This window comes from Streptomyces sp. NPDC107765, from assembly GCF_055657085.1.
The window spans coordinates 105,299-118,576 of the sequence record NZ_JBVKBL010000010.1; the positions used below are offsets into that span (position 1 = coordinate 105,299).

Consider the following 13,278-nt stretch of genomic DNA (forward strand, 5'->3'; position numbering starts at 1 on the left):
CCTTACGGGGCAGTCGAACAGATCCCGTAGGGGTCCGGAGCGCCCCCTCGGGGCCACAACGGTGAGGGGCGGGAGGGGTATTCCCGCGGTTCGGTTCGGGGCCAGGGCCAGGGCCAGGGCCAGGGCCAGGGCCAGGGCCACCACAGGGTGGGGGAGAGGTCTCCGCAGTGCGGCCCACGGCCACCGCCCGGCCCAGTCCCGTGAAACCGGGCGGGGGCCTCCGTGCCCGGTGCGCGGTCCCGCGCTACCCCTCCCTGATGAACCCCTCCCTCAGCAGCCAGTCCTTCGCCACCTGGTGGGGGTCCTCGCCGTCGACGTCCACCTTGCGGTTCAGTTCCTGGGCGACGGTGTTGTTCAGCGCGCGGGTGACCGGGGCGAGGACCTCGGCCATCGCCGGGTACTTCTTCAGCGACGCCGCGTTGATCTCCGGCGCGGCGTTGTAGTTCGGGAAGAAGTGCTTGTCGTCGGCGAGCACCTGCAGGTTCATCGCCTTGATCCGGCCGTCGGTGGTGAAGACCTCGCCCAGCGCGCAGGTGCCCTTCTTCGTCTCGGTGTAGACGACGCCGCCAGTCATCTTGCGGACGTTGCCGGACGGCACCCGCATGCCGTAGGCGCGGGCCATGCCCGGCAGGCCGTCGTTGCGGGTCGCGAACTCGTTCTCCACGCACAGGGTCACCGCGCCGGGGTCCTTGTGGGACAGCGCGGCGACGTCCGAGAGGGTGTGGACGCCCAGCTTCTTCTGGTTGGCGGGGTTGAGCGCCAGCGCGTAGGTGTTGTTCAGCGTCGACGGCGGCAGCCAGACCAGGCCGTTCTTCCGGTCCTCGGCGCGCACCACCCGCCACTGCTCCTGCGGGTCGATGACCGGTTTGGTGTGGCCGAGGTAGGTGATCCAGCCGGTGCCGGTGTATTCGTACGCGGCGTCCGCGGTGCCGGACTTCACGGCCTCCCGCGCGCCGATGGACCCCTGGATGCTGGTCCTGTCGATGACGTGGGCGCCGGCGGCCTCGAAGACCAGGCCCATGATCTGGCCGAGCACGATCTGCTCGGTGAACTCCTTCGACGTCACCGTCAGCTGCGCCCCGGTCAGCGGACGGCCCGGGTAGCCGGCCTTCGGGCCCGGCCGGACGGTGTCGGTCATCGCGCTGCCGCTGACCAGGCCGCAGCCGCCGGCGAGCAGCCCGGCCAGCAGCGCGGCGGCCACGGCCCGGCACGGCCCCGGCCGGCGGGCGCGGAGCACCGGGCCGCCGTTGCATGGCCCCGGCCGGCGGGAGCGGGGCGTACGCCTCATACGGCCACCTCCAGGCCGCGCGGCCGCAGCAGCAGTTCGGCGAGCGACGCCAGCCATTCGACGAGCAGCGCCAGCACCACCGTCAGCACCGAGCCGAGCACCAGCACCGGCATCCGCTGGGTGACGATGCCCGCCGAGATCAGATCGCCCAGGCCGCCGCCCCCGCCGAACGTGGCCAGGGTCGCGGTGCCCACGTTCAGCACCAGCGCGGTCCGCACCCCGGCCAGGATCAGCGGCACGGCCAGCGGCAGTTCCACCCTCCCCAGTACGCCGGCGGGGGACATGCCGATCCCGCGGGCCGCCTCGGTCAGCGTCGGGTCGATGCCGCGCAGCCCGGCGATGGTGTTGGCCAGCACCGGCAGTACGGCGTAGATGACCATGCCGACGATCGCCGAACGGGCGCCGATGCCCAGCCAGATGACCAGCAGGACCAGCAGGCCCAGCGCCGGGACGGCCTGCCCGAGGTTGGCGAGGGCCATCGCGAACGGGGTGGCCCGGCGCAGCCGCGACCGGGTCAGCGCGATGCCCAGCGGGATGGCGATGATCAGCACGAAGAACGTGGACACCGCGGTCAGCACGATGTGCTGGCGCAGCGCCAGCCACACCTTGCCGTCGTCCACCGCCTGATGGGCGATCGAGTCCAGCTGCGCGCCGCGGAACCACAGCCAGGTGGCCAACAGCGCGAAGAACAGGAACGCCGGCATGAACGTCCACTTCTGCCAGCTGATCCGCCGTCCGCCGCGGGCCGCGGAGGGGGTGGGCGCCTCGCCCGCGGCCAGCTCCCGCTGCTCCATCTCGACGTTGTCGCGGAACGCGAACCCCTCGTGGTCGCTCGCCCCGTGCTCGCCGGGCCCCGGGCGGCCGCCCGCGCGCCGCGGCCGGGCGGCGCTCCGGGGCCCGCCGGGACCGTCGGGAGTGCCGGGGGTGCCGGGGGTGCCGGGGGTGCCGGGGGTGCTCATGCCCTGCTCCCCCCGGCTCCCGGACCGGCCGGGCCGGTCGGCCCCTCCTGCTCCCGGTGCGTGAGGCGGGCCCGCTGCTCCTGGAGCTCGTGCTGGTGCTCGACGGCCTCCAGACGGTCGGCCTCCAGCAGTTCGTGGACGTTGTTCATCAGCGTCTCCATGTCGACCACGCCGATGTACTCGCCGCGCCGCCCGGTGACCGCGACCCGGCCCGCGTTGTCGGTGAGCACCGCCTCCAGGGCGTCCCGCAGCGTCGCGTCCCGGGTGACGGTGTCGGTGACCAGGGTGCCGGCCCGCGCCAGGGTCTCCCTGGCCCGGGCGAGGTCGCTGCGGCGCAGCCATTTGTACGGGCGGCGGTTGCGGTCCAGCAGCAGCAGTTCGTTGTGTGCCCCGGACCGCAGCCGGTCGAAGATCGACTCCAGTGGTTCGGCGATCCCGGCGGTGGGGAAGTCCACCACGCCCACGTCCCGTACGCGGGTGAGGTTGAGGCGTTTCAAGGCCGCCCCGGCGCCCACGAACCCGGACACGAAGTCGTCCGCCGGGTTGGTGAGGATCGCCTCGGGGGTGTCGAACTGCGCGATGTGCGAGCGCTCCCGGAGTACCGCGATGCGGTCGCCGAGCTTGATGGCCTCGTCGAAGTCGTGGGTGACGAAGCAGATGGTCTTGTGCAGTTCGTGCTGGAGCCGGATCAGCTCGTCCTGGAGGTGGTCGCGGGTGATCGGGTCGACCGCGCCGAACGGTTCGTCCATGAGGAGTACGGGCGGGTCGGCGGCCAGCGCCCGGGCCACCCCGACCCGCTGCTGCTGCCCGCCGGAGAGCTGGCGCGGATAGCGGTCGTGGAATTCGCCGGGGTCCAGCCCGACCAGGTCGAGCATCTCCTCGACCCGGTTCTTCGTCCGGCTCTTCGACCAGCCGATCATCTTCGGGACCAGGGCGATGTTCTGGGCGACGGTCATGTGCGGGAACAGGCCGGACGCCTGGATGGCGTAGCCGACCTTGCGGCGCAGCTTGACCGGGTCCATGTCGGTGACGTCCTCGTCGCCGATCCGGATCCGGCCCGAGGTCGGCTCGATCAGCCGGTTGATCATCTTCAGGGTGGTGGACTTGCCGCAGCCGGACGGCCCCACGAAGATCACCGTCTCGCCGGCCTTGATCTCCATGGAGACGTCCTCCACCGCCGGGGTGGGGTTGCCCGGGTAGGTCTTGGTGAGGTTCTCCAGCCGGATGCCGGCGCCGGAGGCGGCGGGTGTCGCCGGCCGGTCGTTCGCCGCCGGCCGGTCGTTCGTCTCAGGCACGGATCCCCCTGGAGATGGTCAGGCGTCCGATCAGGACGTAGGCGGCGTCGAAGAGGAGCGCCAGCACGGCGATGCCGACCGTGCCGGCCAGGACCTGGTTGAGCGAGTTGGCGCTGCCCAGCGAGGCGATGCCGCGGAAGATCTCGTTGCCCAGGCCCGGCCCGGAGGCGAACGCGGCGATCGCGGCGATGCCCATCAGCATCTGCGTGGCGACCCGGATGCCGGTGAGGATCGGCGGCCAGGCCAGCGGGAGTTCGACCCGGAACAGCCGGGCGGCCCGTGACATCCCGATGCCCTTGGCCGCGTCCACCAGTGCCGGGTCCACCCCGCGCAGTCCCACGATGGCGTTGCGCACCACCGGCAGCAGCCCGTACAGGGTCAGCGCGATCACCGTCGGGGCGACGCCCAGGCCGACGATCGGGATCAGCAGACCGATCAGGGCCAGCGAGGGGATGGTCAGGACGGTGGCGGTGGTGGTCGTGGCGAGCGAGCCCGCCCATTCGCTGCGGTAGGTCACCACGCCGAGGAACACGCCCAGCAGGGTGGCGATCACCATGCACTGGAACACCGCGCTGGCGTGCTGGTACGCATCCGTCAGCAGCTGGGCGTGCCGGGTGCCGACGTACTCCCAGAAGCTCACCGTGGCTCTCCTCGCTCGGTCAGTCTCCCGATGCCTGTTTCACCAGCGGGATGATCCGCAACGGAACCGGATTTTCCATCACGATTGCCGTCGAGGCCCGCACAATCCCATCAAAGCCCACCACGAGGTCGATCACCCGCTGCAGATCGGCGTTGGAACGGGCGACGAGCCTGCAGAGCATGTCCCCGTGTCCCGTCGTTGTATGCAGCTCCAGCACCTCGGGAACGGTCGTCAAGTGGGCCCGTACGTCATTTCCTTGGCCCTGTTTGATCTCCAGGGTCGCGAACGCGGTCACCGGATAACCGAGCGCCGCCGGGTCCACCTCCGGACCGAAGCCGCGGATCACTCCATTCGACTGAAGCCGGTCGAGCCGGGCCTGCACCGTCCCGCGCGCCACCCCCAGCCGCCGGGACGCCTCCAGCACCCCGATCCGCGGCTCTATGGCGAGCAGCTCCAGCAGCTCCCCGTCAAGATGATCGATCGCCAATGTCCGCTCCCTCGTTTTCGATGGTCATCATGTACAGATAGCCCGGCCTCATTCGGCTGTCGCTGTACATACTGCCCAGCGGTTTCACAAACTATTGCGCATCTTGTGGATCGGAGGGACTCTGCGGCCATGGCAGACACCACGATGCACACCCAGCCCACCATCCCTGGCTCGGCCCGGCAGGCGGACCCCTTCCCGGTCAAGGGGATGGACGCGGTCGTCTTCGCCGTAGGGAACGCCAAGCAGGCCGCGCACTACTACTCCACCGCCTTCGGCATGAAGCGCGTCGCCTACTCCGGACCGGAGAACGGCAACCGCGAGACCGCCAGTTACGTGCTCGAATCCGGCGGCGCCCGGTTCGTGTTCACCTCCGTCGTCAAGCCCACGACGGAACGGGGCCGCTTCCTCGCCGGGCACGTCGCCGCGCACGGCGACGGCGTCGTCGACCTCGCCATCGAGGTCCCCGACGCCCGGGCCGCCTACGACTACGCCGTCGCGCACGGCGCCAAGGGACTCGAAGAGCCCTACGAGCTCAAGGACGAGCACGGCATCGTCGTCCTCGCGGCCATCGCCACCTACGGCGAGACCCGGCACACCCTCGTCGAGCGCACCGGCTACGACGGCCCCTACCTGCCCGGATACGTCGCCGCGGGGCCGGTCGTCGAGCCCCCGCAGAAACGGTTCTTCCAGGCGATCGACCACTGCGTCGGCAACGTCGAACTCGGCCGGATGAACGAGTGGGTCGGCTTCTACAACCAGGTCATGGGCTTCACCAACATGAAGGAGTTCGTCGGCGACGACATCGCCACCGAATACTCCGCCCTGATGTCCAAGGTCGTCGCCGACGGCACCAAGAAGGTCAAGTTCCCGATCAACGAACCGGCCATCGCCAAGAAGAAGTCCCAGATCGACGAGTACCTGGAGTTCTACGGCGGCCCCGGCGTCCAGCACATCGCGCTGGCCACCAACGACATCGTCAGCACCGTCCGGCAGATGCGCGCCGCCGGCGTCGAATTCCTCGACGTGCCCGACTCCTACTACGACACCCTCGGCGAATGGGTCGGCGACACCCGCGTGCCGATCGACGAACTGCGCGAACTGAAGATCCTCGCCGACCGCGACGAGGACGGCTACCTGCTGCAGATCTTCACCAAGCCCGTCCAGGACCGCCCGACCGTCTTCTTCGAGATGATCGAACGGCACGGCTCCCTCGGCTTCGGCAAGGGCAACTTCAAGGCCCTCTTCGAGGCCATCGAGCGCGAGCAGGCCAGGCGCGGCAACCTCTGACCGGCCGCCCGACCGGCCGACGGGCCCGTGGCCCCCGGGCCGTACACGATCTTCCGTGTACGGCCCACGAATGCGAGGCTTACCGCATGGACCTCATCGGACAGCTGCGTGCCGGGCTCCCCGCCGACGCCCTCCTCACCGACCCCGATGTCACCGGCTCCTACGCCCGCGACATGGCCAACTTCTGCGCGGCGGGCAAGCCCGCCGTCGTCGTCCTGCCGCGCACCGTCGAGCAGGTCCAGCACGTGATGCGGACGGCGACCGCCCTCGGCGTCCCCGTCGTCCCCCAGGGCGCGCGCACCGGGGTGGCCGGCGCCGCCAACGCCACCGACGGCTGCATCGTGCTGTCCCTGGTGAAGATGGACCGCATCCTGGAGATCAACCCCGCCGACCGGCTCGCCGTGGTCGAACCCGGCGTCATCAACGCCGTCCTCTCCCGCGCGGTCAACGAACACGGCCTCTACTACCCGCCGGACCCCTCCAGTTGGGAGATGTGCACCATCGGCGGCAACATCGGCACCGCCGCCGGCGGCCTGTGCTGCGTCAAGTACGGCGTCACCGCCGAGTACGTCCTCGGCCTCGACGTCGTCCTCGCCGACGGCCGCCTCCTGACCACCGGCCGCCGCACCGCCAAGGGCGTGGCCGGATACGACCTCACCCGGCTCTTCGTCGGCTCCGAGGGCAGCCTCGGCGTCGTCGTCCGCGCCACCCTCGCCCTCAAGCCCGAACCGCCCCAACAGCTCGCCCTGGTCGCCGAGTTCCCGTCCGTGGGCGCCGCCGGGCAGGCCGTCTGCGAGATCATGGCCCGCGGCCACGCCCCCTCCCTGCTGGAACTCATGGACCGCACCAGCGTCCGCGCCGTCAACGACCTTGCGCAGATGGGCCTGCCCGAATCCACCGAGGTGCTGCTGCTGGCCGCCTTCGACACCCCCGACCCGGCACCCGACCTCGCCGCGGTCGGCGCGCTGTGCGAGGACGCCGGCGCCACCCAGGTCGTCCCCGCCGAGGACGCCGCCGAGTCCGAACTGCTGCTGCAGGCCCGCCGGCTCGCCTTCACCGCCCTGGAACGCCTCAAGCCCGCCATGCTCATCGACGACGTGTGCGTCCCCCGCTCCCGGCTCGCCGCCATGCTGGAGGGCACCACCGCCATCGCCGACAAGTACGGCCTCACCATCGGCGTCTGCGCCCACGCCGGCGACGGCAACACCCACCCCCTGGTCTGCTTCGACCCGGCCGACCCCGACGAGGAGCGGCGCGCCCACACCTCCTTCGACGAGATCATGGCGCTCGGCCTGAGCCTGGGCGGCACCATCACCGGCGAACACGGCGTCGGCCTGCTGAAGAAGGACTGGCTGGCCCGCGAACTCGGCCCGGTGGCACTGGAGTTGCACCGCGACATCAAGCAGGTCTTCGACCCCCGGGGCATTCTCAACCCCGGCAAACTGTTCTGAGCTGCAAGGGGTTGAAGGGGGCTGCCGCCCTGTCGTGCCCATGCCGCCCACCCCGCCCGTAGAGTTTCCGCCATGGAAAACCTGCTTCCCGGCATAGCCCTCGTCGTCCTCAGCCTCGCCGTCCTGTCCTCCTCCACCGACCGCCGCTCCAAAACCCTGGAGCGGCGGCTCGTCCGGCTGGAGAACAAGGTGGACCTGCTCCTCGCCCACGCCGGCATCGAGGAGCCGCAGGACCCCCGGCTGGCCGAGATCGACGCACTGCTGGCGAAGGGCCGGAAGATCCAGGCGATCAAGCTCCACCGCGAGCTGACCGGCTCCGGACTCGCCGAGGCCAAGGAAGCGGTCGAACGCCGGACCCGCTGACGGCCCGCCGGACGCACCGGCCGGCCGACGGGCGCCCGCGGCCCGCCGGACGGACCCGCCGACCGGCCCGCCGGACGGACCCGCCGACGTACGCGCCACCCGCCCGCCGGACCGGCGCGGTGCCGATGGGGCACCGCGACGTGACGGCTCCGCGGCGGATGCGGGGACGGCCCCGTGGGCAGAGGATGGCCAGAAGGGACCCGGCCCCGCGGCCCTTCCCGCGGCCCCCGCCGGGCCGCCCGCCCACCACAGGGAGCGAGAGCCGATGGCAGCGACCCAAGCGACCCCGCCCGCCGACGAGGCCTACGACGTCATCGTGCTCGGCGCCGGACCCACCGGCGAGAACCTCGCCGACCGCGCCCACGCCGCCGGCCTGAGCGCCGTCATCGTCGAGAGCGAACTCGTCGGCGGCGAATGCTCCTACTGGGCCTGCATGCCCAGCAAGGCCCTGCTCCGCCCGGTCACCGCCCGCTCCGACGCCCGCCGCGTCCCCGGCCTCCAGGACGCCGCCGAAGGCCCCCTGGACGCCCCCGCCGTCCTCACCCACCGCGACGCCGTCGCCGCCCACTGGAAGGACGACGGCCAGGTCCGCTGGCTCGACTCGGCCGGCATCGACCTCGTCCGCGGCCACGGCCGGCTCGCCGGCCCCCGCCGCGTCGTCGTCGACGGGGAACGCACCCTCACCGCCCGGCACGCGGTCGCGGTCTGCACCGGCAGCCGCCCGGTCCTCCCGCCCGTCCCCGGCCTCGCCGAGGCCGGCCCCTGGACCAGCCGCGCCGCCACCAGCTCCCAGGCCGTACCCGGCCACCTCGTCGTGGTCGGCGGCGGCGTCGTCGGCGTCGAGATGGCCACCGCCTGGCGCGCCCTGGGCGCCTCCGTCACGCTCCTGGTCCGCGGCGACGGACTGCTGCCCCGCATGGAACCCTTCGCCGGCCACCTCGTCGCCGCCTCGCTCACCGAAGCCGGCGTCGACCTGCGCACCGGCGCAGAGGTCCGCGAGGTCCGCCGGGAAATCCCCGGCGGCCCGGTCACCGTCGTCCTCGACGCTCCCCCCGGACCCGGCGGACCCGGAGGCACCCACAACGCCGAAATCGTCGCCGACGAACTGCTCATCGCCACCGGACGCGCCCCGCGCACCGCCGACATCGGCCTCGACACGGTCGGCCTGGCACCCGGCTCCTGGCTCGACGTCGACGACAGCTGCCGGGTGAACGGCGTGACCGGCGGCTGGCTCTACGGCGTCGGCGACGTCAACCACCGCGCCCTCCTGACCCACCAGGGCAAATACCAGGCCAGGATCGCCGGCGCCGCCATCGCCGCCCGCGCCCGCGGCGTCCCCATCCTGGAATCCGACCCCTGGGGCGCGCACGCCGCCACCGCGGACACCCGCGCCGTCCCCCAGGTCGTCTTCAGCGACCCCGAAGCCGCCTCCGTCGGCCTGACCGCCGCCGCTGCCGAACGCGCCGGACACCGCTACCAGGTCGTCGACCAGGACCTCGGCGCGATCGCCGGGGCCTCCCTGTACGCCGACGGCTACCGCGGCCGCGCCCGCATGGTCGTCGACCTCGACCGCGAGGTGCTGCTCGGCGCCACCTTCGTCGGCCCGGGCGTCGCCGAACTGCTGCACTCGGCGACCGTCGCGGTGGCCGGCGAGGTCCCCATCGAGCGGCTGTGGCACGCGGTCCCCGCCTACCCGACCATCAGCGAGGTGTGGCTGCGGCTGCTGGAGACCTACCGCGGCTGACCCACCGACCGGCCGGCCGGCTCCCGGGCTGCCGGGGGAGGGCCTTCGCGCCGGCCGGCCGCTACGCCCCCGGCTCCGGCGAGTCGTCCGCCGACCACCCGGACGACTCGCCGCCCGGCCGCAGTTCGTCCCGGGACGCCATCGCGAACAGCTCGCTCAGCCCTTTGTCCAGGTCCAGATGCCCCTGCTCCGCCCCGGGCGGCACCACCCGCAAGGTGCGCTCCAGCCACGCCGAGACCGCCGTCGCCGGCGCCTCCAGCAGCGCCTCCCCGTCCGGCGAGTCCAGCGCCATGCACACCAGGCTCCGGCCGTCCACCTTCACCGGCCACACCCGCACATCCCCCTCGCCGCACGGCCGGAACACGCCCTCCACCAGCAGCTCACGGGCGAACGTCCAGTTCACCGGCGCGTTCGAACCGACATGGAAGGTGACATGGACGGCATAGGGGTCATCGGTCCGGTACGTCAGCCGCGCCGGCACCGGAACGCTCCGCTCCGGAGACAGCACCAGGCCCAGTTCCAGTTCTCGTTCCACCACGGTGTGCATGAGCTCCGCCTCTCCCATCCCGTCCGACGCGGTCGCCCTGGGACCGGGCCCGCACCAGGAGAGAGGCACCAGGTGCCGGACTCTTACACGACTTCGTACAACTTTTTTTCCGGGCCTCTTCCAGGTGGTCGTGAGCGGGCACAGGCACGGTAGTGACCCGGGGTCTGATAGATGTGGACGCCGCGTTGCGGCAGACTGCACCCCACACCCACCAGGCCGAGAACAGATACGGGACTTCGGACATGAGCGCCCCTACCTCAGGATCCGCCGGCGGCAGCCCCACGCCAGGCTTCTACCCGGACCCGTCCATCCCCGGCTACATCCGGTACTGGAACGGTGCCGCATGGGTGCCGGGCACCAGCCGCCCCGCCCCCGCTGACGGCGAGGCGATGCCCGCCCCACCGCCCGGCGTGACCCCGCCGTCCGCCGCTCCCACACCCGCCGTCGAGGAGACCGGCCCGGTCTTCCTCGACGAGGACGAGCCGGCCGGCGGCGCCGGGCTCCCCGCGGTGCGCCGCAGCGGCGAGGTCGAGACCCGTCCCGCCGCCGCGGGCTGGGACGACCCGGCCCGGCTGCACGGCACCAGTCCGGAACCGGCCTCCGCCTGGCAGGCCGACGCCTCTCGGCAGGGCGGCTTCGGCAACGAGACCGACCGCCGCATCTCCTGGGGCGCCCACGACCAGGCCCCCGCCGGCACCCCGTCGGGCGCCGCCTCCTGGGGCTCGGTGCCGCAGCAGCGCGACGACCTGCCCGGCGCCGACCCCGCGGCCGGCAACGTGCCCGGCACGTCGTCCACCGCGACGCCCGCGCCCGGCGCCCCCCGCACCCCCGACGCCCCGTCCGACGGGACCGTCACCATCCGCGCCGTCAACCCCGCCGCCCGCCGCCCGAACTCCGGCGACCACGGCACCACGGCGATCCGCGCGGTACGCCCGGGCGCCGCCAAGCCCGCCAAGGGCAACGAGACCATGGCGATCCGCGTGGCGGGCGGCGGCCGCAACGCCTCCCCGACGCCCGGCGGCGCCCCGCAGTCGCTGCCCTCCGTCGGCGCCCCGGCCCAGCAGGCCCCGGCCCAGCAGGCCCCGGCCCAGCAGAACCCCGCACCGCAGAACCCGGTCCCGCAAACGGGACAGCCGGCCCCGCACCAGGGCCAGCCGGCCCCCGGCGGGCAGCCGCCCGCCCCCGCGACCGGTTTCCCGGCGCAGCAGCACGCCCCGGCTCCCACCGCCCCCGCTCCCACCGCCCCCGCCCCGTCCGCGCCCCCGGCCTCCGGGCCCGCCCAGGGTGCCGGGGCCCAGGGTGCCGGCGCGGAGGGCGTCATCCCCTGGAAGCCGCCGAGCGCCGCCGACCCCTTCTTCGCGGCCGCCCAGGCCGCGCAGGGCCACCCGGCCGGACTCGGCCGCCGGCTCGCCGCCCGGCTGATCGACACCCTCGTGCTGGGCGCGGCCACCGCCGCCGTCGCCGTCCCGATGTGGAGCACCGTCACCGACCACATCGACGCCAAGGTCGAGGCGGCCCGGCAGTCCGGCCGCGAGGTGACGGTCTATCTGATCGACGGCACCACCGCCCCGGTCTTCGTCACGATCCTCGCCGTCCTGCTCATCGGCGGTGCGCTCTACGAGGCGCTGCCGGTCCTCAAGTGGGGCCGCACGCTGGGCAAGAAGCTGTGCGGCGTACGGGTGCTGGACATCGAGAGCCACGACACCCCGATGCTCGCCGCCGCGCTCAAGCGCTGGTTCTGCTACAGCGTGCTCGGCGTCCTCGCCATCGGCGTGGTGAACGTCGTCTGGTGCCTGTTCGACCGGCCGTGGCGGCAGTGCTGGCACGACAAGCTGGCCCGGACGTTCGTCGCCGCCGACTGATCCGCCCGCCGCTCGGCCCCGGCTGATCCGCCCGGCCGGAATCCGTCCCCCGAACGGGCCTGGCCGGATGCGGCCGGCCGCGACAAGGGGTCGACTCGGGCCATGAGCACCGACCAGCCCGGCAACGGCTCCCCCCGTAACAACGCACCGCAGGGCGGCGGCACGGGCGGCGGCGAAGGCGGCGCACCTCCCCCGGGCGGAACCCCGCCTCCTGGGGGAACGCCTCCGGGCGGGCCCCCGCCGCCCGGCGGCACGCCCCCGGGCGGGACCCCTCCGCCCGGCGGGACGCCTCCCCCCGGCGGGACGCCGCCCTACGGCGGTTCCCCGTACGGCGGCGGCCCCTACGGTGACCCCTACGGCAGCGGCTACGGCGCCGACCCGCTGGCCGGTATGCCGCCGCTGGCGAACCGCGGCCGCCGGCTGCTCGCGCGCATCATCGACGCCCTCCTCATCGGCGTCCCGGTCTCCATCATCATGTACGTGATCGTCGGCGGGGTGGACTACTTCTCCACCAGCAGCGCCCAGGCCGGCAGACAGTCCACGGTGTCGGGCGTCACGATGCTCGCGTACCTGATCTACGAAGGGCTGATGCTCGCCAACCGCGGCCAGACCGTCGGCAAGATGGCGATGAAGATCCGGGTGGCGATGCTCGCGAACGGCTCGATCCCGACCGGCCAGGCGGCCTGGATCCGCGCCGCCGTCTACACCCTGCCGGAGATCGTGCCGTGCTGCGGCTTCATCTTCTGGCTGGTCAACGTCCTGTGGTGCACCTGGGACAAGCCGTACCAGCAGTGCCTGCACGACAAGGCGGCGAAAACGGTGGTGGTCTCCACCGAGCCGCGGTAGCCGGAAACCGGGGCCCGGCTACGGCCCCTGAACCCGGAGCCCGGAGCGCGGCGCTCAGCGCGAGTGCTCGCCGACCCGGGCCTCCGGCGCGCCGGCCGTCCCGGTCAGCCGCGACACCCGGTCGTACGGCGACGGCACGGCCCTCAAGGGGCCGGGCGCGGCGGGCGACTTGGCCCGTACGACGTGCCGGCGGACGACCCGGGACACCTTGGGCATCGGCGTCGTCATCGCGACCAGCAGCCCCAGCCCGAGTCCGGCGATGGCGATGACCGCGACCCCGATCCCGGTCTGCGTCTGCGAGAGCAGCAGCATCGCGAGGGTGGAGAGAAATACGGTGGCCGAACCGTAGGCGAGCTGGGTGGCGGTAGGACGAGGCATGGCGGAATCCGTCCTCGGAGGGTCGGCAGGGAGGGTCGGTCAAGGGCGCGCCATCACACGAGCCTACGGTCCTTACTGCCCGAGCGGAACGGCAAGTAAGCGTGACCTAACCCACCAGGCGGGGGCACAGG

General features: G+C 72.8%; 13 protein-coding genes. 6 read left to right on the top strand and 7 right to left on the bottom strand.

The genetic code is table 11. The features are described from left to right. Positions 1–244: 244 nt before the first annotated feature. The 5 genes from ACZ7MX_RS24065 to ACZ7MX_RS24085 are packed head-to-tail and all read right to left on the bottom strand — an operon-like array spanning position 245 to position 4,669. Positions 245–1,288: a glycine betaine ABC transporter substrate-binding protein gene (locus ACZ7MX_RS24065; protein WP_472135213.1), complete on the bottom strand. Its 1,044-nt coding sequence runs from the start codon at positions 1,286–1,288 to the stop codon at positions 245–247. Then, the gene (locus ACZ7MX_RS24070) at positions 1,285–2,247 is read right to left on the bottom strand and encodes an ABC transporter permease (protein WP_472135215.1); all 963 of its coding nucleotides are present in this window, start codon (positions 2,245–2,247) and stop codon (positions 1,285–1,287) included. The genes ACZ7MX_RS24065 and ACZ7MX_RS24070 overlap by 4 nt, the downstream gene beginning before the upstream one ends. Then, positions 2,244–3,542, bottom strand: a complete 1,299-nt coding sequence (locus tag ACZ7MX_RS24075; RefSeq protein ID WP_472135216.1) for a betaine/proline/choline family ABC transporter ATP-binding protein — start codon at positions 3,540–3,542, stop codon at positions 2,244–2,246. The genes ACZ7MX_RS24070 and ACZ7MX_RS24075 overlap by 4 nt, the downstream gene beginning before the upstream one ends. Further along, positions 3,535–4,182, bottom strand: a complete 648-nt coding sequence (locus tag ACZ7MX_RS24080) for an ABC transporter permease (RefSeq protein ID WP_030414527.1) — start codon at positions 4,180–4,182, stop codon at positions 3,535–3,537. Before ACZ7MX_RS24080 ends, ACZ7MX_RS24075 begins: the two co-directional genes overlap by 8 nt. Positions 4,183–4,201: 19 nt before the next feature. After that, on the bottom strand, positions 4,202–4,669 hold the full coding sequence (locus ACZ7MX_RS24085) for an Lrp/AsnC family transcriptional regulator (RefSeq protein ID WP_472135218.1): 468 nt from the start codon (positions 4,667–4,669) through the stop codon (positions 4,202–4,204). A gap of 129 nt (positions 4,670–4,798) precedes the next feature. On the opposite strand from ACZ7MX_RS24085, the gene hppD reads away from it, so the two are divergent. From hppD to ACZ7MX_RS24105, 4 genes are all read left to right on the top strand, one after another. Continuing rightward, positions 4,799–5,956: a 4-hydroxyphenylpyruvate dioxygenase gene (gene hppD / locus ACZ7MX_RS24090; RefSeq protein WP_472135220.1), complete on the top strand. Its 1,158-nt coding sequence runs from the start codon at positions 4,799–4,801 to the stop codon at positions 5,954–5,956. Positions 5,957–6,042: 86 nt separating this feature from the next. Then, positions 6,043–7,407, top strand: coding sequence for an FAD-binding oxidoreductase (locus ACZ7MX_RS24095; RefSeq protein ID WP_472135222.1), 1,365 nt, complete (start codon positions 6,043–6,045; stop codon positions 7,405–7,407). A gap of 72 nt (positions 7,408–7,479) precedes the next feature. Beyond that, positions 7,480–7,770: a ribosomal protein L7/L12 gene (locus tag ACZ7MX_RS24100; RefSeq protein ID WP_472135224.1), complete on the top strand. Its 291-nt coding sequence runs from the start codon at positions 7,480–7,482 to the stop codon at positions 7,768–7,770. A gap of 265 nt (positions 7,771–8,035) precedes the next feature. Further along, the gene (locus ACZ7MX_RS24105) at positions 8,036–9,514 is read left to right on the top strand and encodes a dihydrolipoyl dehydrogenase family protein (RefSeq protein ID WP_472135226.1); all 1,479 of its coding nucleotides are present in this window, start codon (positions 8,036–8,038) and stop codon (positions 9,512–9,514) included. Between the two features lie 61 nt (positions 9,515–9,575). Here the strand turns inward: ACZ7MX_RS24105 and ACZ7MX_RS24110 are convergent, their stop codons facing one another. Further along, entirely contained in the window at positions 9,576–10,061 is a 486-nt protein-coding gene (locus tag ACZ7MX_RS24110; protein WP_472135228.1) for an SsgA family sporulation/cell division regulator, read from the bottom strand. Between the two features lie 242 nt (positions 10,062–10,303). Between ACZ7MX_RS24110 and ACZ7MX_RS24115 the strand changes: the two genes are divergently transcribed. Continuing rightward, entirely contained in the window at positions 10,304–11,923 is a 1,620-nt protein-coding gene (locus tag ACZ7MX_RS24115) for an RDD family protein (protein ID WP_472135229.1), read from the top strand. A gap of 102 nt (positions 11,924–12,025) precedes the next feature. Continuing rightward, a complete protein-coding gene (locus tag ACZ7MX_RS24120) occupies positions 12,026–12,769 on the top strand; it encodes an RDD family protein (RefSeq protein ID WP_472135230.1) in 744 nt (247 codons plus the stop codon). Positions 12,770–12,823: 54 nt separating this feature from the next. Here ACZ7MX_RS24120 and ACZ7MX_RS24125 read toward each other — a convergent pair whose 3' ends face one another. Next, positions 12,824–13,147, bottom strand: coding sequence for a hypothetical protein (locus ACZ7MX_RS24125; protein WP_472135232.1), 324 nt, complete (start codon positions 13,145–13,147; stop codon positions 12,824–12,826). Between the last annotated feature and the right edge of the window lie 131 nt (positions 13,148–13,278).